Source organism: Serratia sp. B501, assembly GCF_051172315.1.
Lineage (GTDB): Bacteria > Pseudomonadota > Gammaproteobacteria > Enterobacterales > Enterobacteriaceae > Serratia > Serratia ureilytica.
Map to the genome: position 1 here is coordinate 38,114 of NZ_JBPIZB010000002.1, position 22,965 is coordinate 61,078.

Below are 22,965 nucleotides of genomic sequence, written 5' to 3' on the forward strand. Positions count from 1 at the left end.
CATCCTAAAGTTTTTCGTAACAAACCTCTCGTGAGCAAAAAATTAAAAAACCCGCACTAAGGCGGGCTTGTTGAACTTAATATCTTCCGCATGACTCAGCGCTGAGCGTCACCATGGTTGTATTAAGATCTCTTTATACGCGTTCCCTGTCTTCTTACAGAGCAACTACGTTGGCGGCAGCCGGCCCGCGCGGGCTGTCCTGGATGGTGTACTCGACGCGCTGGCCTTCAGCCAGGGTCTTGAAACCGTCGGTCATGATTGCGGAGAAGTGTACGAATACATCTTTGCCGCCATCGTGCTGCTCAATGAAACCAAAACCTTTGCTTTCGTTGAACCACTTAACTTGACCCGTCTTCTTAGACATTACTTTTACCTTTAAATATATTTACAAAATCTGCCATAAGAGGCAATTGCGGCCATTTCAGAAACATTACTTATGGGAGGTACTTAGAAGGTTCGTCTTTGAAGCGGAATCGGATGATAACGTTTTTGGAGGAACTGCTTAACTCTAAACTCGAACATAAATAGGTCTGGATCACAGGCCGACTTGCATTTACTCATAAAAATGGTGAATGCACAAGGGGTTTATTGCATTAAATTCATAAATACGTCGAATTTATTTTTATCCCCCTGAATATGCATGACTTAATTTAACGCTCGCCGCGGCCGATCCATCGCGTTCCCCTCCTCACCGGGGCATCATTTGTCCGTCCGTGCGCTGCAAATGAGAGCTAACGCATAAAACTCTAATATGCTTGCCACGTCTATAACAAATCCCAAATCAGATGGCTAAACTTGAGGGGAAAACAAGGCAGACGGCTTTTTCGCCAGCACTTTTGCCGCTAAAAACACTATTTTTCAGATTATGCTGAATCAAGGAGCTATGCGCATGACCGCCCAGCAGTTCGTTTCACCTAATGAAATCCGCGCCAGATTCTCTCACGCGATGTCGGACATGTACCAAAAGGAGGTACCGCTGTACGGCGATCTGCTGGAACTGGTGGCGGAAACCAACCGACAGGTTCTGCGCGAAGATGCCGCACTGGCTCATCAACTGCAAATCACCGGCGAGATCGAACGCCTTGCGATGGAGCGCCACGGCGCGATCCGGGTCGGCACGGCGGACGAACTGGCCACCCTGCGCCGTCTGTTCCAGGTGATGGGCATGGCGCCGGTCGGTTACTATGATCTGTCGGTGGCGGGCGTTCCCGTGCACTCGACCGCCTTTCGCGCCGTACACGAAGACGCCCTGCAAATCAGTCCGTTCCGCGTGTTTACCTCCCTGCTGCGCCTGGAGCTGATAGAAGATCCCGCGCTGCGTGAGCTGGCTGAGCGCTTGCTGGCGCGCCGCCGCATCTTTACCGATCGCGCGTTGGAACTGATCGCGCTGCAGGAAGCGCAAGGCGGGCTGAATGAAGTGCAGGCGCAAGAATTTGTCGAACAAGCACTGGAAACCTTCCGCTGGCACAACCAGGCGACGGTCAGCGCCGAAGAATACCGGCAGTTGCACGATCAGCATCGCCTGATCGCCGACGTGGTGGCGTTTAAAGGGCCGCATATCAATCATCTAACACCGCGCACGCTGGATATCGATCGCGTTCAGCAGGCGATGCCCGCCCGTGGCATTACGCCCAAGGCGGTCATCGAGGGGCCGCCGCGTCGCCGTCGCGCGATCCTGCTGCGCCAGACCAGCTTCAAGGCGTTGGAAGAACGCGTCGATTTCGTCGAGCATGACGGCCGCGTCGTCGCCGGCCATCATACCGCGCGCTTCGGCGAGATTGAACAGCGCGGTGTGGCGCTGACGACTAAAGGAAGAGAACTCTACGACCGTCTGCTGAAGGCCACCAACGATGCGCTGCAGGCGCCGCCGAGCGAGAAAAATGCCGAACGCTATTATCAGCTGCTGGAAGAAAACTTCCGGGCGTTTCCGGATGATTACGCCACGCTGCGCGAGCAACAGCTGGCCTGGTTCCGCTATTTCCCGACCGAATGCGGCCTGGCGGCCAAAGAATCACTGGATAAGCACAGCACCCTGGAGCAACTGATCGAGAAAGAACACGTTCGCTTCCAGCCACTGGTATATGAAGATTTTCTGCCGGTCAGCGCGGCGGGGATTTTCCAATCGAATCTGGGGGACAGCCGCCATGCACAGTACAATGCGGCGTCAAGCCGGGCAGCGTTTGAACAAGCGTTGGGCAGTGAAGTGATCGACGAGCTGGCGCTGTATCAGCAAACCCAGCAGCGCTCGCTGGAAGCCTGCGCGCAAGCCTTGGGGCTTGTCACGCTGGCATCCTGAGATTACTTGGACAGCAGGGACTCGATATCCTGCAGCAGTTGCTCAGCCTGAGCGGATGGTAGCACCGCATCAACCGGTAGATACCACCAATTGGGCTGGGCAAAGGCGCGACACTTCACCGCGTCCTTCTCCGTCATCAACAGCGTTTGATCTGCATTAACCAACGCCGCCAGCTGCGCCTGCTGATATTCCTGATGATCGGCAAACGCCACTTCCTGCACGACTTCGACGTTCAACTTTTCCAACGTCGCGAAGAAACGCGGCGGATGGCCGATACCCGCCATCGCCACCACGCGCGGCAGCTCGGCCGCCGGGCGACGTTCACCGCTCAGCAGGTTCACCGCATCACGCGCCTGCAGACGCATGGCAATTTCCCCGGCCTGCGCCACGCCGCCATTGGCGACGCGCGCATCGACGCTGCCAAGCCGCGCAGCGCGCTCGCGCATCGGCCCGGCCGGCAACCACCAGCCGTTACCGAAACGACGCACACCGTCGATGACCACCAGCTCGAAGTCACGCTGTAAAGCGTAGTGCTGCAAGCCGTCGTCGGTGATGATCACATCCAGCGGCTGTTGTTGCAGCAGAGCCTGCACCGCCTCGGCGCGCTTGGGCGCGATCGCCACGGGCGCCCCGGTACGCTGATAAATCAGCACCGGCTCATCGCCCGCCTCGCGGGTCGACGTATTCTGACCCAGCACCAGAGGATAAACCGCTGACTTGCCGCCGTAGCCGCGCGACACCACCCCAACGCGGTAGCCCCGTTGCTGCAGGTGCTCCACCAGCCAGATCACCATCGGCGTTTTGCCGTTGCCGCCGGCGGTGAGGTTACCCACCACCACGACCGGCACCGGCGAACGCCAACTTTTACGCAGGCCGCAGCGGTAACTGAGGCGGATCAGCCAACTGAACAGGCCATACAGCCACGAGAGCGGCAATAGCGCCAGATAAAGCAGCGAACCGCCGGACCAGATGCGCTCAATCATTATTGACCAAACTGCATGCGGTGCAGCTGCGCATAGGCGCCCTGCCGCTCAAGCAACTCGGCGTGCTCACCGCGTTCGACGATGCGGCCGTCTTCCACCACCAGGATCTCGTCCGCCTTTTCAATGGTCGACAGACGGTGCGCGATCACCAGTGAAGTTCGGTCTTTCTGCAGTTCGTCCAGCGCGGCCTGAATGGCCCGCTCGGACTCGGTATCCAGCGCAGAGGTCGCCTCATCCAGGATCAGGATCGGGCAGTCACGCAGCAGCGCGCGCGCGATGGCGATGCGCTGGCGTTGGCCGCCGGACAGCATGACGCCGTTTTCACCGATCACCGTATCCAGACCGTTTTCCATCTTGTTGATGAAGTCCATCGCGTACGCCATTTCGGCCGCTTTCTCGATCTGCTCGCGGCTGTATTCGCTCTCACGCGCATAGGCGATATTGTTGGCGATGGTGTCGTTGAACAGGTGCACGTTTTGCGAAACCAGGGCCACCTGATTACGCAGTGAGGCCAGGGTGTATTCGCGCAGATCGTGGCCATCCATCAGAATTTCGCCTTCCTGGATATCATAGAAACGCGTCAACAGGTTGGCGATGGTCGATTTCCCCGAACCGGAACGGCCCACCAGCGCTACGGTCTTGCCTTCGGCGATGTTCAGGTTGATATCACGCAGCGCCGGCGTTTCCTTGGACGGGTAGTAGAAGGTGACATTGCGGAATTCGATATCGCCTTTCGCGCGCTTCACTTCGCGGGTGCCGGTATCTTTTTCCTGTTCCATATCCAAAATGGAGAACAGCGTCTGGCACGCCGCCATCCCGCGTTGGAACTGGGCATTGACGTTGGTCAGCGACTTCAGCGGACGCATCAGCGCAATCATCGACGAGAACACCACGGTAATGGTACCGGCGGTCAGGGTTTCCATCACGCTTGGGAAGCTGGCGGCAAACAGCACGAACGCCAGCGCCAACGAAGCGATCAGCTGAATGATCGGATCGGAAATCGAAGACGCGGAAACCAGCTTCATGCCTTGCTGACGCATGCGGTTGCTGACCGAATTAAAGCGCTCGGTTTCCACCTGCTGGCCGCCGAAGATCAGCACTTCTTTATGGCCTTTCAGCATCTGTTCGGCGCTGGTTGTCACCTGCCCCATCGTGTTCTGCATGTTCTTACTGATGTTGCGGAAACGCTTGGACACCAGGCGAATGGCAATGGAGACGATCGGCGCCAGCACGATCAGGATCACCGACAGCTGCCAGCTGTAATAGAACATCATGATGAACAGGCCAATGATCGAAGCCCCTTCGCGCACCACGGTCACCAGCGCGCTGGAAGAGGAGGAAGCCACCTGTTCGGAATCATAGGTAATGCGCGACAACAGGGTCCCGGTGGACTGTTGATCGAAGAAGGCCACCGGCATTCTCATCATGTGGCCAAACAGGCGGCGGCGCATCTGCATCACCACCATGCCGGAAACCCAGGAAATGCAGTAGCTTGAAACAAAGCTGGTTACGCCGCGCATCAACATCAGCGCGATGACGGCCAACGGCATCCACACCAGCACGCTGCTGTCGGTTTTTCCAAACCCATCGTCCAATAGCGGTTTAAGCAGAGACAGCATCAGCGTGTCCCCCGCTGCGTTCATAATCAACGCAATGGCGGCTACAATCAGCCCGGTCTTAAAAGGAGTGATCATCGGCCAGAGTCGACGGAATGTCTGCCAGGTCGAGAGATCTTTATCATTCATCATGCAAATACCAGCATCGGAAGAAATAGCGGCCTATTTTACTCATTATCACCCTCTACGCCAAACCGCTGATGGTACCAACGGGGCATTAATTGTTCGCGAAAGCCCTTAATTTGCCAATCGTTGTCGAAAAAAAGTACCGATAACTGGCCGGAGCGCGTCGTATCGCGCCATATAATGCCATTTGCCCGGTATCTGGCGACCACTTTACGCGCCGGCAAACGCCATTTGTTGTAACGAGATGCTGACGCCAATGCCGCCTGAGGATTGACCGCGCGCAGAAACGGCGGCGTGGAAGAGGTTTTGCTGCCATGATGCCCCACCTGCAACACCGTCGCCGCCAAGCGATCGCGCCGCAATCGGAGCAGCTGCGCCTCCGCCTTTTTTTCCGCGTCGCCGGTCAGCAGCAGGCTGTGTTTCCCGTCGTCGATACGGATCACGCAAGAGTCGTCATTGCCCGGCTTTTTACGCGTTTTCGGCGGCCACAGCACTTCGAATTGCAACCCTTGCCAGCGCCAGCGCTCACCGGCGACGCAGGGCAAGTGCCCCTCCCCGCGCATCGGGCTGCGTACCGTAGCCCCTGGAAACGCCCGTCGCACCGTCGGCAGGCCACCGGTATGATCGAGATGATCATGGCTGATAATGATCTGTTCCAATTCAATTCCCCGCCAGTTCAACATTGGCAAAATATGCCGTTCGGCGGCGCTGCCGCCCGGCCAACGATCGCCGGTATCGTACAGTATTCCCTTGCCGTTTCGCTCAATGACCACCGCCAAGCCGTGCCCGACATCGAGCATATCGACTCGCCAGCGGTATCCCGGCTCTTTTTCCCGCCACAGCACACAGCATATCGCTATCGTCGCCAGCCCCGGTGCATAACGCCGCCACCAATGAAAGCGCCAACAGACGACGATGAGCCACCCCGCCGCGCTGGCCAGCAGCGAGGCAGCCCCCAGATCCACCCAACCGCGTTGCAGGTAATGCAGCGGCACAAACACCCAGTACAGCGTGAAGTCCGCCAGCCACCATAGCCCGTAGCTTAACGAGGGAAAGAAGCCAAATATCACCGCCAGCAAAATCAGCGGCACCGTCACCAATGAGACAATAGGTACCGCCCACAGATTGGCGGGTAGCGAGGTCAGCGTCAGGCCCAGAAACAGCGCGGCCTGCATCGGCACCAGCAGCAGCGTCATGCCGAGCTGAATATGCAGCCAGCGCACCGGCGCCCAATACCAGGCCGACCGGAATCGCTCGCCGAGCGGCGCCCATTCAAACCAAAAAATCAGGCAACCTACCGCCAGCACCGACAGCCAGAAACTGTCTGACAATACCGCCAGCGGATCGCACAGCAAAATCAGCCCGATACACCATAGCCACACCTGCCAGGAAGAACAATGAACGCCGCGCAGGCGCAGCAACATCCACAATGTCATGGCCAACACGGTACGCACCGCCGGCGGCTGGGCGCCCACCAACCAGACATAGATCAGCGTCGCCACCCAGCCCGCGACCAGAGGAAAACGATAGCCAATCAGATGGGAGGGCAGAAAAAACTGCAGCGCCCGCAGCGCGGCCCAGAACAAAATGGCGACCATCGCCACATGAAGCCCTGAAATGGCCATTAAATGCGCAATGCCGGTTTTCAGCATCAGCGTGCGTAAAGGCTGTTCCAGCGCGGTTCGCTCCCCAAACGCCAGCGCCAACAATACCGCCTTGTAACGCAGCTCACCGATGTTGGTTTCCGCATGGCTGATTATGCGCTGACGCAGGCTACAATCGCCATCCAGCAAACGGGCCTGCCTGACCAGGCCCGTCAACGGCTGGCGCTGTGCGATCGCCCAACGTTGGCTGTCGAAGCCCCCTTCATTGAGCTTGCCGTGCGCCGGCCGCAAGCGCAGTTTCAATTGCCAACGCTGCCCGGCGCACAGCCGCTGCTGTTCCGGGGCCCATAGTGTGGTAAACATCAATGCAGGCGCCAGCCAATGGCCATCGATCCGCTCGATACGCATCAGCGTCTGCTTGCTGGCGGCCGGATTCAACGCGATGCTGCTTACCTGCACCACCGCCGTCACTTCCGGCCCGCGGCTCAAACGCTCCATTTGCCCTATCAGGCTTCCGGCATTGAAAACCGCCCACGCGAACCCCAACCCCAGGCAGGCCAAATAACGGCAGAATGGCCTGCGCGTACGCAGCAGTAAACAGACAACAAGCAAAAGCGGCCACAGCTGCCATTGCTCAGGCAACTGCGGTAAAACCAATAGCGGCAGGATGCCGCAGATAACGGCGAATATCGCCAGATCCAGCGAAATTTTGATCGCTTTTCTCCCATCGGCTCCGCCATGAGCAAAGACGCGTCACGGCAAGCAAGCAGGATCATTCAGGCGACACGTCGCCGCCAGCGGGCTTTAACGAAGATGCGCTGAACATGGCAGGATAAGAGAGATCTATGCAGGAGCCACATCGTCAATGCGGCGCAGTACGCAACTCGCGAGCGTGTCGCGGCGAATTGCAGGCAAAAAAAACGGCGCCTTACAGGCACCGTTTTATATTCTTTTCAAGCAACAACGCTATGAGCAGTCAGCGACTAGCCATAGATATTGGCGCGGTCACGCAACTCTTTGCCTGGTTTGAAGTGAGGAACGTACTTGCCGTCCAGCTCAACTTTGTCACCGGTTTTCGGGTTGCGACCTACACGCGGGGCACGGTAGTGAAGAGAAAAACTGCCGAATCCGCGGATCTCAATGCGTTCGCCCTCGGCCAGCGTAGCGGCCATGTGCTCAAGCATCTCTTTCACTGCATCCTCAACGGCCTTCGCCGGAATATGAGATTGCTGGCCAGCAAGTCTTTCAATAAGTTCAGACTTGGTCATAGTACCTCCAAGCTTTGCAGCTAAACTACCGTATCGGGGCGGTCAGAGACCGCCCCCCGTCATTACTCGCCTTTAGCCGCTTTGAAAGCTTCAGCCATTGCGTTAGAGAAGTTGCCTTCTTCCTGTTTGTTGTTAACAGTTGCGATGGCGTCTTTCTCGTCAGCTTCGTCCTTAGCACGTACGGACAGGCTTACAACGCGGTTCTTACGGTCAACGCCGGTGAATTTAGCTTCAACTTCGTCACCTACGTTCAGAACCAGAGTTGCATCTTCAATGCGGTCGCGAGAGGCTTCAGATGCACGCAGGTAACCTTCTACGCCGCCTGCCAATTCAACTGTAGCACCTTTGGCGTCAACTGCAGTGACTTTACCAGTAACAATAGCACCTTTCTTGTTCATAGACAGGTAGTTATTGAACGGGTCTTCAGCCAGTTGCTTCACGCCCAGGGAGATACGCTCGCGCTCTGCGTCAACTTGCAGAACAACCGCAGCGATTTCGTCGCCTTTCTTGTATTCACGTACTGCTTCTTCGCCTGCAACGTTCCAGGAGATGTCAGACAGGTGAACCAGGCCGTCGATGCCGCCGTCCAGGCCGATGAAGATACCGAAGTCAGTGATAGACTTGATTTTACCTTCAACGCGGTCGCCCTTGTTGTGGGTCTCTGCGAACTGCTGCCATGGGTTGGATTTGCACTGCTTCAGGCCCAGGGAGATACGACGACGTTCTTCATCGATGTCCAGAACCATCACTTCCACTACGTCGCCCACGTTAACAACTTTGGACGGATGGATGTTTTTGTTGGTCCAATCCATTTCAGAAACGTGTACCAGACCTTCAACGCCTTCTTCGATTTCTACGAAGCAGCCGTAATCAGTCAGGTTGGTTACACGGCCAGTCAGCTTGGTGCCTTCTGGGTAACGTTTCGCGATAGCAACCCATGGATCTTCGCCCAGCTGTTTCAGGCCCAGGGATACACGAGTACGCTCGCGGTCGAACTTCAGCACTTTAACAGTGATTTCATCGCCAACGTTGACGATTTCGCTTGGATGCTTAACGCGTTTCCAAGCCATGTCAGTGATGTGCAGCAGGCCGTCTACGCCGCCCAGATCAACGAATGCACCGTAGTCAGTGAGGTTCTTAACGATACCTTTAACTTCCATGCCTTCCTGCAGGTTTTCCAGCAGTTGATCGCGCTCAGCGCTGTTCTCGGATTCGATAACCGCACGGCGAGAAACGACAACGTTGTTGCGCTTCTGATCCAGCTTGATGACTTTGAACTCAAGCTCTTTGCCTTCCAGGTGCAGAGTGTCACGTACCGGACGCACGTCAACCAGGGAACCTGGCAGGAACGCGCGGATGCCGTTCAGCTCGACGGTGAAGCCACCCTTCACTTTGCCGTTGATAACACCGGTTACAGTCTCAGCTTCTTCGTAGGCTTTTTCCAGCGTGATCCAAGCTTCGTGACGCTTAGCTTTCTCACGGGACAGCAGGGTTTCACCGAAGCCGTCTTCAACAGCATCCAGAGCAACGTCAACTTCGTCACCAACCTGGATTTCCAGCTCGCCCTGGGCGTTTTTGAATTGCTCAGCCGGGATGGCAGACTCAGATTTCAGACCGGCGTCAACCAGTACGATATCTTTGTCGATAGCAACAACGACGCCACGAACGATGGAACCCGGGCGGGTTTCGATTTCTTTTAAGGATTCTTCAAAGAGTTGAGCGAAAGATTCAGTCATGTTGTTAATCTTCAGGGTTCTTTAGTTTAACGTCCATTTAGCGTCCCGCCGAATGGGGTTGTTTCACATACCCCGCCATTGGCTCCATGCCGACAGGGTTTAAGGTTACAGGGGTAAAATTTTACCCGATATATTGCGATACCGCTATGACAAATATGACAAAAAGCCAATAGCGCCGCCGCGCTTATTGCTGCGGCAACGCCAACACTTTCTGTGCATACGTCAACGCCTGCCGGATCACTTCTTCGATCGACATGCTGGTAGAATCCAGCACGAGGGCGTCAGAAGCGGGCACCAGAGGCGCGATAGGCCGATTACGGTCACGGTCGTCCCGTTCCTTTATCTCGGCTAAAAGACGTTCAAAGTTAACATTAAAGCCCTTTTCCTGCAACTGCAGCATGCGGCGGTGCGCGCGCTCCTCCGAGCTGGCGTCGAGGAAAATCTTGACCGGCGCGTCCGGGAACACCACTGTGCCCATGTCGCGGCCATCGGCAATCAGGCCGGGGGCCTCGCGAAACGCGCGCTGGCGGCGCAGCAGCGCCTCGCGCACGCGCGGAAACGCCGCCGCTTGCGACGCGGTGTTGCCGACGGTTTCGGTGCGGATCTCATTGCTGACGTCCTCACCTTCCAAAATCACTTGCAGCTTGCCGTCCTGGGCAACGAAGCGAACATCGAGATGTGCGGCCAGCGGAACCAGCGCTTCCTCAGAAGTGATATCCACCTGATGATGCAACGCCGCCAGCGCCAGCACGCGATAGATCGCGCCGGAATCCAGCAAACGCCAACCAAGGGACTCGGCCAACGCTTTACACAGCGTGCCTTTGCCTGCGCCACTTGGTCCATCAACGGTTATCACCGGGGCTGTAGCCGTCATTTCTCTCTCCTTCAGGTAGAAAACCTCACAGAGGCACGGCGCGCTTCGACTCGAAGCCCGGGTGCTCTGTCACCTGCCCAATCAGGGGCAAATACGGTGGCGTATTATACGCTGCCCTACGGCGATCTGTTACCCTGGAACTGTCCGGTTGTTGAAAATAAGCGCACAACCGCGAAAAAGTATAGAAGAAACGCCGGTCGCCGGGGGTTAAAAACGATAAAGGCCCGCAAAGGGGCCTTAAAAGAAATGATCTGACGGTTACGCCGGCTGGCTGATGCGCGCCAGCTGTTCGAAATAGTCCGGGAAGGTTTTCGCGGTGCACTTCGGATCGAGGATCGTGACCGGGGTATCCGACAGCGCCACCAACGAGAAGCACATCGCCATGCGGTGATCGTTGTAGGTGCCGATCTCGGCGAACTGCAGTTTGGCCGGCGGCACGACGTGAATGTAGTCTTCGCCCTCGTCAACTTCCGCCCCCACTTTACGCAGCTCGGTGGCCATCGCCGCCAGACGGTCAGTTTCCTTCACCCGCCAGTTGTAGATATTGCGGATGGTGGTCGGCCCCTCGGCGAACAGCGCCGCGGTGGCAATGGTCATCGCCGCATCCGGAATGTGGTTCATGTCCATATCGATGCCGCGCAGTTCACCGCGGCTGCACTCGATAAAATCGTCGCCCCAGGTGATGCGCGCCCCCATCTTCTCCAGCACATCGGCGAATTTGGTGTCACCCTGCACGCTTTTGCGGCCGATGCCGGTCACGCGCACGGTGCCACCTTTGATCGCCGCCGCCGCCAGGAAGTAGGACGCGGAAGAAGCGTCGCCTTCAACCAGATAGTCGCCCGGCGCGATATACGTCTGGCGCCCCTGAATATGGAACACCCGGTAATTGTCGTGGCTCACCGATACGCCGAAGGTGCGCATCAGGTGCAACGTGATGTCGATGTACGGCTTGGAAACCAGCTCGCCTTTGATGTGGATTTGCGTATCCTGCGGCGCCAGCGGCGCGGTCATCAGCAACGCGGTCAGGAACTGGCTGGAGACGCTGCCGTCAACGGTGACGTCGCCGCCCTGGAAGCCGCCACGCAGGCGAATCGGCGGATAATCGGTCTGTTCGAGGTAATCAATTTGCGCCCCGCCCTGGCGCAACGCGTCCACCAAATGGCCGATCGGACGTTCTTTCATACGCGGTTCGCCGGTCAGCACCACGTCGCCTTCGCCGAGGCACAGCGCCGCCGCCAGTGGGCGCATCGCGGTGCCGGCGTTGCCGAGGAACAGTTCCAGCGGCTGGTCGGCCACCAGCGGCCCGGCCACGCCGGTGACTTCACACACGGTGCGGTCGGCGGAAAGCCGGTAGTTCACGCCCAACGCCTGCAGTGCATTCAGCATATGACGCACGTCGTCGCTGTCCAGCAGGTTGGTCAGCCGGGTCGTTCCCTCCGCCAGCGCCGCCAGCAGCAGAGCACGGTTGGAAACGCTCTTGGAGCCGGGTAAGTTGACGGTGCCATTGACCAAGGCAACCGGTTGTAACGTCAGGGAATCCACCATGTGAACAAAACTCTCCAATTCTGATAAACGAAACGGCTCCGGAATAATGCCGGAGCCGCTTTAATGCAAAAGGACAACAGCCTGAGCAGCCCGCGCCCGGCGAGCTGACGGGATCAACCGTGACGACGCTCGAAATCGGTCATAAAGTCGGTCAGCGCCTGTACGCCGGCCAGCGGCATCGCATTGTAAATAGAAGCGCGCATGCCGCCAACTACCCGGTGACCTTTCAGCGCTTGCAGGCCGATGGCCTCGGCTTCGCTGAGGAACACCTTATCCAGCGCCGCATCGGTCAGCTGGAACGGCACGTTCATCCACGAGCGGTTGGCGATCGCCACCTGGCTGCGGTAGAAGTCGGATTTATCGATGGTCGCGTACAGCAGCTCGGCCTTGGCCTGATTGCGTTTTTGCATCTCTACCAGGCCGCCCTGCTCTTTCAGCCATTTGAACACCAGCCCGGACAGGTACCAGGCGAAGGTCGGCGGGGTGTTGAACATCGAATCGTTCTCGGCCAACACGGTGTAATCGAGGATCGACGGCACTTCTTTGCGCGCCTTGCCCAACAGATCGTCACGCACGATCACCAGCGTCAGGCCGGCCGGGCCGATATTTTTCTGCGCGCCGGCGTAAATCACGCCGAAACGGCTGACGTCGAGCGGGCGGGACAGGATGGTCGAGGAGTAATCGCCGATCACCACTTTGTCGCCGAAGTCCGGCGTTTCATCGATGGCCACGCCGTCGATGGTCTCATTCGGGCAATAGTGCACGTAAGCCGCGTCGTTGCTCAGCTGCCACTCTTTCATCGGCTTGATGCCACTCAGGCCGTCGATGCGGGTTTTCACGTCGATGACGTTCGGGGTGCAATACTTTTCCGCTTCCTTGATGGCGCTGTGCGCCCAATAGCCGCCGTCGATGTAGTCGGCGGTGGCCTTGTCGCCCAGCAGGTTCAGCGGCAGCGCGGCGAATTGCGCGCGGGCGCCTCCGTGGCAAAACAGCACTTTGTAGTTGGAGGGGACTTTCAGCAGATCGCGCAGATCCTGTTCCGCCTGCTCGGCAACGGCGATGAATTCTTTGCTGCGGTGACTGATCTCCATCACTGACGTGCCCAGGCCGTGCCAATTGCACAGTTCCTGTTCCGCACGACGCAACACTTCCACCGGCAGCATCGCCGGGCCAGAGCTAAAATTATAAACCTGAGTCATTTCCCCTCACCACATTCACTGTTCGCCGCAGAAAAGCGACCTGTCGAAAAGACGCCCGAAGTTAACGCTCGCGTTAACCAACCCATCGGTTTTATCACTCACGCCCCATGGCTGCAACGCTTATTCGCCCGTCGGCGGCAAACGGTCGCGCCGGGTGATGACAGGCTCTGCGGTCGGCGCGTTTTTTTGGACGATAAAACCCTGCGACATGGGGAAATTCAGCGGGTTAACGCGGTATTTTATGCTGTATTCAGCCGAGATGGCTGCGGGAGCCCGGACGGCCCCCGCAGGAGAGAAAACGATCAGTACTGGTTGAACATCTGCTGGATCTGCTTCGCGTCTTTGGTTTGCGTCAGCGCCAGCTGCAGCAGAATGCGCGCTTTTTGCGGATTCAGCGTGCCGGCGGCCACGAAGCCGTATTTGGCGTCGTCCACTTCCGCATCCTCGGTGGTGGCGCCGGTCGGCACGCGCGAAGAACGCACCACCGCCACGCCGTTGTGCGCCGCCGTCGCCAGGGTGTCGAACACGGTTTTATACAGGTTACCGTTGCCGACCCCGGCGCTGACGATGCCCTGGTACCCTTCGGCGATTAGCGCCCTGGCCGGCGCATCGGAGGCGTTGGCGTAGTTGTAGACGATGCCGACCTTCGGCAGCTCGTTCAGCTTGCTGACGTCGAACGGCGTCTCCCGGGTGTGCTTGCGCTGCGGCGAACGCTGGTAATCGATCTTGCCGTTGTGGATGTACCCCAGCGGGCCGAAGTTCGGCGACTGGAAGGTCTGCACGGCGGTGGTATTGGTCTTGGTGACATCTCGTGCGTCCAGCACGCTGTCGTTCATCGCCACCAGCACCCCGCGGTTGGCCGATTGCGGATCCGCCGCCGTCACTACCGCGTTATACAGATTGAACGGGCCGTCGGCGCTCATCGCCGTCGCCGGCCGCATCGCCCCGACCAGCACTACCGGCTTGTCGCACTTCACCGTCAGATCGAGGAAATAGGCCGTCTCTTCCAGCGTATCGGTGCCGTGGGTGATGACGAAGCCGTCGGTTTTGCCGCAGTCGGCGTCAATTTTCTTCGCCAACGTCAGCCAGACCTGATCGTTCATGTCCTGCGAGCCGATGTTAACCACCTGCTCCCCCTGCACGTTGGCGATGTTCTTCAGCGCCGGCACCGCATCGACCAGCGCCTCGACGCCCAGTTTGCCCGCGGTATAGTTGGATTTCGTCGCCGAATCGCCGCCGCCGGCGATGGTGCCGCCGGTCGCCAGCAGGGTGATGTTGGGCAGCGCCAGCGCCGAGGCGCTGACGCCGGTCAACAAAAGGGTTAACACGCTGAGTTTCACTGATTTCATTAGATTTCTCCGTGACAGATAACTCGCTGAATTATGGCCTTTATCCTTAAAAAAACTGTGACTTTGCCGCCGCTTTAGGAATACGTGGAGCTCCAGCGTAAAACCCCGTATCATTGCGCGTTTTTAGTACGCGCAAAAAGTGAAGACAATGACGCAAACTTTTATCCCCGGTAAAGACGCCGCCCTGGAAGATTCCATCGCCCGTTTCCAGCAGAAACTGAGCGATCTCGGTTTCAACATCGAAGAAGCCTCCTGGCTGAACCCGGTGCCGCACGTATGGTCGGTGCACATTCGCGATCGCGATTGCCCGCTGTGCTTCACCAACGGCAAAGGCGCCAGCAAAAAAGCCGCGTTGGCCTCTGCGCTGGGTGAATACTTCGAGCGCCTGTCCACCAACTACTTCTTCGCCGATTTCTATCTGGGCAAGCAGATCGCCGAAGGCGACTTCGTGCACTACCCGAATGAGAAATGGTTCCCGATCCCGGCGGACGATGCGCTGCCGGCCGGCATCCTCGACGAGCGTCTGCACGCCTTCTACGATCCGCAACAAGAGCTGAGCGCCAGCGATCTTGTCGATCTGCAGTCCGGCAATGCCGATCGCGGCATCTGCGCGCTGCCGTTCACCCGTCAGTCCGATCAGCAAACGGTGTACATTCCGATGAACATCATCGGCAACCTGTATGTTTCCAACGGCATGTCCGCCGGCAACACCGCCAACGAAGCGCGCGTGCAGGGCCTGTCGGAAGTGTTCGAGCGCTATGTGAAAAACCGCATTATCGCCGAATCCATCAGCCTGCCGGCGATCCCGGACGAGGTGCTGAACCGCTACCCGGGCGTGGTGGAAGCCATCGCCAAGCTGGAAGAGGAAGGTTTCCCAATCCTCTCCTACGACGCCTCGCTGGGCGGCAACTACCCGGTGATCTGCGTGGTGCTGTTCAACCCGACCAACGGCACCTGCTTCGCCTCGTTCGGCGCGCACCCGGACTTCGGCGTGGCGCTGGAGCGTACGGTGACCGAACTGCTTCAGGGCCGCAGCCTGAAAGATCTCGACGTGTTCACCGCGCCGACCTTCGATGACGAAGAAGTGGCGGAACACACCAACCTGGAAACGCACTTCATCGACTCCAGCGGCCTGATCTCGTGGGATCTGTTCAAGCAGGACGCGGACTATCCGTTCGTTGACTGGAGCTTCAGCGGCAGCACGCAGGAAGAGTTCGCCACCCTGATGAGCATCTTCGACAAAGAAGACGCGGAAGTGTACATCGCCGACTACGAACACCTGGGCGTCTACGCTTGCCGCATCATCGTGCCGGGCATGTCCGATATCTACCCGGCGGAAGACCTGCTGCTGGCCAACAACAGCATGGGCGCGCACCTGCGCGATACGCTGCTGGCGTTGCCGGGCAACGAGTGGGAGCCGGAAGAATACCTGGCGCTGATCGAGCAGTTGGACGACGAAGGGCTGGACGATTTCACCCGCGTACGCGAACTGCTGGGCATTGCCAGCGGCAAAGACAACGCCTGGTATACCCTGCGCGTGGGCGAGCTGAAGTCGATGCTGGCGCTGGCGGGCGGCGATCTGGATCAGGCGCTGATTTGGACCGAATGGACGCAGGACTTCAACGCCTCGGTGCTGAGCCCGGCGCGCAGCAACTACTACCGTTGCCTGCAAACGCTGTTGTTGCTGGCGCAGGAGCCTGAGCGCGAAGCGACGCAATACTATACCGCGTTCGTGAAAATGTACGGCCAGGAAGCGGTGGACGCGGCCTCGGCCGCCATCAGCGGTGAAGAGCGCTTCAACGGGCTGTTCGCCGTCGATGCCGATCTGAAGGCGTTGCCGGCCCATCAGGCGCTGCTGGCGGCCTACGAGAAGCTGCAGGCGGCCAAGCGCCGTCACTGGGCCAAGGCCTAATCGCCATTGGGGGTACCGCCACTTTTGGGGTACCCTCCCCGGTCAAACGCCGCACTCCGCTGCGGCGTTTTCATTTTGCGGTTTATTTCAACGCATTCTGTTTTATTTTCCCGCAGGAAAATAGGTGGTTAAACGAGCATAAGAATAAATAAACCGGCGATTGTTGCCGGACGGTGAAATAATAATTAACCGATAATTAAACTTTCAGCGACGAACGGCGACAAAACGCCTAAAAATTTAACTTTGACACCCTCGGCACATCGGGTGGATTCAAAAAAAATTGCAAACATTAAAAAATTGTTTTTTGTTTAAATTCAATAAATTAACAATAAAAACCACACATAAAACATGCCATTTTGGCGCTCTACTTCCCCGCCTTATGATCCAAATCAAATTTTCCCCTATACTGCTTTGCTAGTATCTCATTGCGTTGTTTTAACCCTTAAGAGCGAGAGTTAGTTTGAAAACTGACAGCCCATTCGATCTGATTTTACCTGCGGCAACGGCGAAAATCGCTGAAGATGCCGGCGTGTATAAAGCCACCAAACATCCGCTGAAAACGTTTTATTTGGCGATCACCGCCGGTGTCTTCATTTCCATCGCCTTCGTTTTCTACATCACGGCGACCACCGGCACCGCCGGCGTGCCTTTCGGACTGGCTAAACTGGTCGGCGGCATCTGTTTCTCTCTCGGGTTAATGCTGGTGGTGGTGTCGGGCGCCGACCTGTTCACCTCTACCGTGCTTATCGTCATCGCCAAGGCCAGCGGCCGCATCAGCTGGGGCCAACTGGGCGCCAACTGGCTGAACGTTTATCTCGGCAACCTGGTCGGCGCGCTGTTCTTCGTGGCGCTGATCTGGTTCTCCGGCGAGTATATGGTCGCCAACGGCCAGTGGGGCCTGAATGTTCTGCAAACCGCGGACCACAAGCTGCATCACACCTTTATCGAAGCCGTCTGCCTCGGCATTCTGGCTAACCTGATGGTCTGCCTGGCGGTCTGGATGAGCTACTCCGGCCGTACCCTGACCGACAAGATGCTCGCCATGGTGCTGCCGGTCGGTATGTTTGTCGCCAGCGGCTTCGAACACAGCATCGCCAACATGTTTATGATCCCTATGGGCATCGTGGTCAAACACTTCGCCACGCCGGAATTCTGGCAAGCCGTAGGGGCGGTACCTGAGCAATTCGCTCATCTGACAGTAAGCAACTTCATCATCGACAACCTGATTCCGGTCACCATTGGTAACATCATCGGCGGCGGTCTGCTGGTTGGGCTGACTTACTGGGTAATTTATCTGCGTGGGGGCCGCGAACAGCACTAAGCTGTGAGTTACCGCGCGCAGAGTTAGAAATCCACAATCAAAGGTAGGTGTACAATGACCGAACTTAACGAGAAATTAGCCAACGCTTGGGAAGGTTTCAGCAAGGGTGACTGGCAGAATGAAGTCAACGTTCGTGACTTCATCCAGAAAAACTACACGCCTTATGAAGGTGACGAATCCTTCCTGGCTGGCGCAACTCAAGCCACCACCACCTTGTGGGACAAGGTTATGGAAGGGATCAAACTGGAAAACCGCACTCATGCGCCGGTTGATTTCGACACCAACGTTGCTTCAACCATCGTTTCTCACGACGCGGGTTACATCGCCAAAGAGCTGGAAACCATCGTGGGTCTGCAGACCGACGCCCCTCTGAAACGCGCGCTGATCCCGTTCGGCGGCATCAAAATGGTCGAAGGTTCGTGCAAAGTGTACGGCCGCGAACTGGATCCGCAGCTGAAAAAAGTGTTCACCGAATACCGTAAAACCCACAACCAGGGCGTATTCGACGTTTACACCAAAGACATCCTGAACTGCCGTAAATCCGGCGTGCTGACCGGTCTGCCAGACGCTTACGGCCGCGGCCGCATCATCGGCGACTACCGCCGCGTGGCGCTGTACGGCATCGACTTCCTGATGGCCGACAAGCTGAACCAGTTCAAATCGCTGCAGGAAAAACTGGAAAACGGCGAAGACCTGGAAATGACCATCCAGCTGCGCGAAGAGATCGCTGAACAGCATCGCGCTCTGGCTCAGATCAAAGAGATGGCCGCCAAATACGGTTACGACATCTCTGGCCCGGCCACCAGCGCCCAAGAAGCGGTGCAGTGGACCTACTTCGGCTACCTGGCCGCGGTGAAATCCCAGAACGGCGCCGCCATGTCCTTCGGCCGCGTGTCCACCTTCCTCGACGTGTTCATCGAACGCGACATCAAGGCGGGCAAACTGACCGAAGAGCAAGCGCAGGAACTGATCGACCACCTGGTGATGAAACTGCGTATGGTGCGCTTCCTGCGTACCCCTGAGTACGATGAACTGTTCTCCGGCGACCCAATCTGGGCGACCGAATCCCTGGCCGGTATGGGCGTCGACGGCCGTACCCTGGTCACCAAAAACAGCTTCCGCTTCCTGAACACCCTGTACACCATGGGGCCGTCTCCGGAGCCGAACATGACCATCCTGTGGTCTGAGAAGCTGCCGCTGAACTTCAAGAAATTCGCAGCGAAAGTGTCCATCGACACCTCTTCCGTACAGTACGAAAACGACGACCTGATGCGTCCTGACTTCAACAACGATGACTACGCCATCGCCTGTTGCGTCAGCCCGATGATCGTCGGTAAGCAAATGCAGTTCTTCGGCGCCCGCGCCAACCTGGCGAAAACCATGCTTTACGCCATCAACGGCGGCGTTGACGAGAAACTGAAAATGCAGGTCGGCCCGAAAGAAGCGCCGATGATGGACGAAGTGCTGGACTATGACAAAGTCATGGCCCGCATGGACCACTTTATGGATTGGCTGGCCAAGCAGTACGTGACCGCGCTGAACATCATTCACTACATGCACGACAAGTACAGCTACGAAGCTGCGCTGATGGCGCTGCATGACCGTGACGTTTATCGCACCATGGCTTGCGGCATCGCCGGTCTGTCCGTGGCGGCCGACTCCCTGTCCGCCATCAAGTACGCGAAAGTCACCACCATTCGCGACGAAGATGGCCTGGCCATCGACTTCAAAGTGGAAGGCGAGTACCCGCAGTTCGGTAACAACGACGCCCGCGTCGATGACATCGCCTGCGACCTGGTGGAACGTTTCATGAAGAAAATTCAGAAACTGCGCACCTACCGCAACGCGGTACCGACTCAGTCCGTACTGACCATCACCTCCAACGTGGTGTACGGTAAGAAAACCGGTAACACCCCGGATGGCCGCCGCGCAGGCGCACCGTTCGGCCCAGGTGCCAACCCGATGCACGGTCGCGATCAGAAAGGTGCAGTCGCCTCCCTGACCTCGGTAGCCAAACTGCCGTTTGCCTACGCGAAAGACGGGATCTCCTACACCTTCTCCATCGTGCCTAACGCGCTGGGTAAAGACGACGACGTGCGTAAAGCCAACCTGGCGGGCCTGATGGATGGTTACTTCCACCATGAAGCCTCCATCGAAGGCGGTCAGCATCTGAACGTCAACGTAATGAACCGCGAAATGCTGCTGGACGCGATGGAAAATCCTGAGAAATACCCTCAGCTGACCATCCGCGTCTCCGGTTACGCCGTGCGCTTCAACTCGCTGACCAAAGAGCAACAGCAGGACGTCATTACTCGTACCTTCACTCAAACGATGTAATAACGCCGACCGGGCGGGAAACCGCCCGGTGCCAACGTCGGGGCCGGTTCTGCCGGCCCTTTTCTCCCACCGCTCTCCCCTGACTCTGTGCGAGTCTGTTTTGCCGGATATCTATACTGAATGGATAGCCGGCAAAACAGTTATCCGGCAACTGACCGGCCGACAGGCATCATTACCCCCGGTGGCGGATCTCCCGCCGCTGCATCGCAGATACCTGGCCGGCGGCCACGCGCCTATTTTTAGACTGCGTTTGACAGTCCATATTGGAGAAAACCCCGCAATGTCAGTAACTGGTCGCATCCACTCCTTCGAATCCTGCGGCACCGTCGATGGACCCGGGATCCGCTTTATCGTCTTCTTCCAGGGCTGCCTGATGCGCTGCCTCTATTGCCATAACCGTGACACCTGGGACACCCACGGCGGTAAAGAAGTGACCGTCGAAGAGCTGATGAAAGACGCGGTGGCCTACCGCCACTTCATGAACGCTTCCGGCGGCGGCGTGACCGCGTCCGGCGGCGAAGCGATCCTGCAGGCTGAATTCGTGCGCGACTGGTTCCGCGCCTGCCATGCCGAAGGCATCAACACCTGCCTGGACACCAATGGCTTCGTGCGCCGCTACGATCCGGTGATCGACGAATTGCTGGACACCACCGATCTGGTGATGCTGGATCTGAAACAGATGAACGACGAGATCCACCAGAATCTGGTCGGCGTCTCCAACCACCGCACGCTGGAATTCGCCCGCTATCTGGCGAAACGCAACCAGCGCACCTGGATCCGTTACGTGGTGGTGCCGGGCTGGTCAGACGACGATAAATCGGCGCACCTGCTGGGCGAGTTCACCAAAGACATGACCAACATCGAGAAAATCGAGCTGCTGCCTTACCACGAGCTGGGCAAGCACAAATGGATAGCGATGGGGGAAGAGTACAAACTGGACGGCGTACATCCGCCGAAGGCCGAGACCATGGATCGCGTCAAAGGCATCCTGGAAAGCTACGGCCACAAAGTGATTTACTGACTGACGCAGCGCCAAAGAAAAAACCGGCTCATGGCCGGTTTTTTTTTATGCTCAGGCGGCGGCGAACGGCGTGTGATGGCGATCCGGCTTCTGCTTTTTCAGCAGCATCAGCAGGTAAACCAACGCCACGGCGGCAATCATCACGAACAGCACGCGGTCGGAATAGTTCTGCATCAGCAGCGCCGTCATCGATGGGCCCAGCAAGCTGCCGATGGTGTAACTCATCAGCAGCGCCTGGTTCATCGCCACCAGTTCGTGCGGCATTGCCTTCTCACAGGCCCAGGACATCGCCACCGGATACAGGGTAAAGCCGGCGCAGCCGAGGATGAACAGTGAAGGTGCCATGGCGTAGTTGCCGAGCATCGCCACGCTGGCGAGGATCACCACAAACACCTGAATCCGCAGCACCAGCAGGCGCCCGTAACGATCGGCCAGGCGCCCGACCGGCCATTGGCCGACGATGCCGGAGCTGACCAACAGCGCCATCCAGTAACCGACGTTAGCGTCGCTCATGCCCTGATGAGAGAGATACAGCGGCATCAGGCCATACAGCGAACCGAGCACAATGCCGGAGATGATGCAGCCGTTGATGCCCAGGCGCGCGCTGCGGCGTCTCAACATTGTCCATACCGCCGCCTGCTGCGGCTCGTCTTCATGGCGGTTTACCCGCGCGAACAACATCGGCAACATGGCGCTGATCACGATCGCGGTCACCCACGGCACCACATGCAGCAATTCGGTCGAGGTCATGCTCAACAGTAATTGGCCGGTCACCGTACCGAGGTAATAGACAATCATATAGGCCGCCAGCAGCTGGCCGCGGTTGCTCAAATTGCCGCTGCGCAAAAGCGCGCTCTCCACGATCACCCAGATCCAGGCGCAACCGACGCCGGCGAAGAAGCGCCAGCCCAGCCAGCTCCAGAAATCGATCGACAGCACCATGCCGGCGGTCGCGGCGGCGAACAGCAAACAAGAGAGATGATAGCTGCGGGTGAAGCCGACGCGCTGGATCAGTTTGCCCGCTACCAACGTGCCCAACAGGTTGCCGCTGAAATAAGAGGAGCTGACCATACCCACTTGCCAGGTCGACAGCTGAGCATGGGTTAACCAAAGCGGCACTAACGTATTCAAAACGGCAATGGATACCGTGAGCAGCAAGAGGCCGCAGAGCAATAAGAGCACCGGGCGGGAGTAAGCGGACATAGTGAAATTGTGACCGAACGCGCAATGAGAGTGCGCGCATCATGCCACTGGCGATAAAAAAGTCAATCGCCTCTTATCATTCCAGCGCACGATTTGTTTCCGGCTAAGCGGCTGAAAAAGCGCTATGCTCAGCGCAGAGCGGATTTAACGACGGAGAAGCGAGATGAGTCAGGCAAATAATGCGGCGGTCGAGACCTTGCTGGCAGACATCGGCAGCACGCACGGTGAGCTGCTGGAGATCGTACAACAGGTGCGCCGGGTCGCTGCGGCGAGCGGCAGTGGCATCACCGAATCGGTCAAATACGGCGGCATCATGTTCTCGCATACTCAATTTTTCTGCGGCGTTTTCGCCTACCGCAATCACGTCACGGTGGAATTCGGCCAAGGGCACCGACTGGAAGATCGCTATCAGCAACTTGAAGGCAACGGCCAATATCGGCGGCACATCAAGCTCCACACGCCCGCCGAAGTGAAAAGCAAGCACCTGGCGGACTACATTAAACAGGCCTACGCACTGGCGACAAACTGAATTTCCGACATAAAAAAAAGCGCCCGCAGGCGCTTTTTTCAAATGC

17 protein-coding genes are annotated in these 22,965 nt (G+C 57.7%); 6 read left to right on the forward strand and 11 right to left on the reverse strand.

What is annotated here, in order from left to right:
- Positions 1 to 154: 154 nt before the first annotated feature.
- On the reverse strand, positions 155 to 364 hold the full coding sequence (gene cspE, locus ACSBQV_RS06685; protein WP_004928244.1) for a transcription antiterminator/RNA stability regulator CspE: 210 nt from the start codon (positions 362 to 364) through the stop codon (positions 155 to 157).
- A 525-nt stretch (positions 365 to 889) separates the two neighbouring features.
- Between cspE and hglS the strand changes: the two genes are divergently transcribed.
- Positions 890 to 2,296, forward strand: a complete 1,407-nt coding sequence (gene hglS / locus ACSBQV_RS06690; RefSeq protein WP_069100873.1) for a 2-oxoadipate dioxygenase/decarboxylase HglS — start codon at positions 890 to 892, stop codon at positions 2,294 to 2,296.
- Positions 2,297 to 2,298: 2 nt separating this feature from the next.
- Here the strand turns inward: hglS and lpxK are convergent, their stop codons facing one another.
- The 9 genes from lpxK to ansB all read right to left on the reverse strand — a co-directional run bounded on the left by lpxK (position 2,299) and on the right by ansB (position 14,596).
- Complete coding sequence (gene lpxK, locus ACSBQV_RS06695) at positions 2,299 to 3,279, reverse strand: tetraacyldisaccharide 4'-kinase (protein ID WP_042784110.1); 981 nt, start codon at positions 3,277 to 3,279, stop codon at positions 2,299 to 2,301.
- Positions 3,279 to 5,027, reverse strand: a complete 1,749-nt coding sequence (msbA, locus tag ACSBQV_RS06700; protein ID WP_033642563.1) for a lipid A ABC transporter ATP-binding protein/permease MsbA — start codon at positions 5,025 to 5,027, stop codon at positions 3,279 to 3,281. Before msbA ends, lpxK begins: the two co-directional genes overlap by 1 nt.
- Before the next feature lie 35 nt (positions 5,028 to 5,062).
- A complete protein-coding gene (locus ACSBQV_RS06705) occupies positions 5,063 to 7,339 on the reverse strand; it encodes a ComEC family protein (RefSeq protein WP_404758077.1) in 2,277 nt (758 codons plus the stop codon).
- Between the two features lie 269 nt (positions 7,340 to 7,608).
- Positions 7,609 to 7,893: an integration host factor subunit beta gene (gene ihfB, locus ACSBQV_RS06710; RefSeq protein WP_004928264.1), complete on the reverse strand. Its 285-nt coding sequence runs from the start codon at positions 7,891 to 7,893 to the stop codon at positions 7,609 to 7,611.
- A gap of 62 nt (positions 7,894 to 7,955) precedes the next feature.
- Positions 7,956 to 9,629 carry a 30S ribosomal protein S1 gene (gene rpsA / locus ACSBQV_RS06715; protein WP_004928267.1) on the reverse strand — a complete coding sequence of 558 codons (1,674 nt, stop codon included), beginning with the start codon at positions 9,627 to 9,629 and terminating at the stop codon, positions 7,956 to 7,958.
- 184 nt (positions 9,630 to 9,813) lie between these two features.
- Positions 9,814 to 10,503 (reverse strand): (d)CMP kinase, encoded by a 690-nt coding sequence (gene cmk / locus ACSBQV_RS06720; RefSeq protein WP_004928270.1) that lies wholly within the window; start codon positions 10,501 to 10,503, stop codon positions 9,814 to 9,816.
- Positions 10,504 to 10,761: 258 nt separating this feature from the next.
- Positions 10,762 to 12,048: a 3-phosphoshikimate 1-carboxyvinyltransferase gene (aroA, locus tag ACSBQV_RS06725; RefSeq protein ID WP_046686772.1), complete on the reverse strand. Its 1,287-nt coding sequence runs from the start codon at positions 12,046 to 12,048 to the stop codon at positions 10,762 to 10,764.
- A 113-nt stretch (positions 12,049 to 12,161) separates the two neighbouring features.
- A complete protein-coding gene (gene serC / locus ACSBQV_RS06730; protein WP_099783660.1) occupies positions 12,162 to 13,247 on the reverse strand; it encodes a 3-phosphoserine/phosphohydroxythreonine transaminase in 1,086 nt (361 codons plus the stop codon).
- Positions 13,248 to 13,549: 302 nt separating this feature from the next.
- Positions 13,550 to 14,596 carry an L-asparaginase 2 gene (gene ansB / locus ACSBQV_RS06735; protein ID WP_099783658.1) on the reverse strand — a complete coding sequence of 349 codons (1,047 nt, stop codon included), beginning with the start codon at positions 14,594 to 14,596 and terminating at the stop codon, positions 13,550 to 13,552.
- Between the two features lie 148 nt (positions 14,597 to 14,744).
- Between ansB and ycaO the strand changes: the two genes are divergently transcribed.
- From ycaO to pflA, 4 genes are all read left to right on the forward strand, one after another.
- Positions 14,745 to 16,508: a 30S ribosomal protein S12 methylthiotransferase accessory factor YcaO gene (ycaO, locus tag ACSBQV_RS06740; protein WP_099783656.1), complete on the forward strand. Its 1,764-nt coding sequence runs from the start codon at positions 14,745 to 14,747 to the stop codon at positions 16,506 to 16,508.
- A 460-nt stretch (positions 16,509 to 16,968) separates the two neighbouring features.
- Complete coding sequence (gene focA, locus ACSBQV_RS06745) at positions 16,969 to 17,829, forward strand: formate transporter FocA (protein ID WP_019454548.1); 861 nt, start codon at positions 16,969 to 16,971, stop codon at positions 17,827 to 17,829.
- Between the two features lie 54 nt (positions 17,830 to 17,883).
- The gene (pflB, locus tag ACSBQV_RS06750) at positions 17,884 to 20,166 is read left to right on the forward strand and encodes a formate C-acetyltransferase (protein ID WP_004928286.1); all 2,283 of its coding nucleotides are present in this window, start codon (positions 17,884 to 17,886) and stop codon (positions 20,164 to 20,166) included.
- Between the two features lie 280 nt (positions 20,167 to 20,446).
- Complete coding sequence (gene pflA / locus ACSBQV_RS06755; protein ID WP_031299859.1) at positions 20,447 to 21,187, forward strand: pyruvate formate lyase 1-activating protein; 741 nt, start codon at positions 20,447 to 20,449, stop codon at positions 21,185 to 21,187.
- Positions 21,188 to 21,238: 51 nt separating this feature from the next.
- On the opposite strand, the gene ACSBQV_RS06760 is transcribed toward pflA, so the two are convergent.
- A complete protein-coding gene (locus ACSBQV_RS06760; protein ID WP_033642558.1) occupies positions 21,239 to 22,390 on the reverse strand; it encodes an MFS transporter in 1,152 nt (383 codons plus the stop codon).
- Between the two features lie 163 nt (positions 22,391 to 22,553).
- On the opposite strand from ACSBQV_RS06760, the gene ACSBQV_RS06765 reads away from it, so the two are divergent.
- A complete protein-coding gene (locus ACSBQV_RS06765; RefSeq protein ID WP_099783654.1) occupies positions 22,554 to 22,919 on the forward strand; it encodes a DUF1801 domain-containing protein in 366 nt (121 codons plus the stop codon).
- Positions 22,920 to 22,965: the final 46 nt, after the last annotated feature.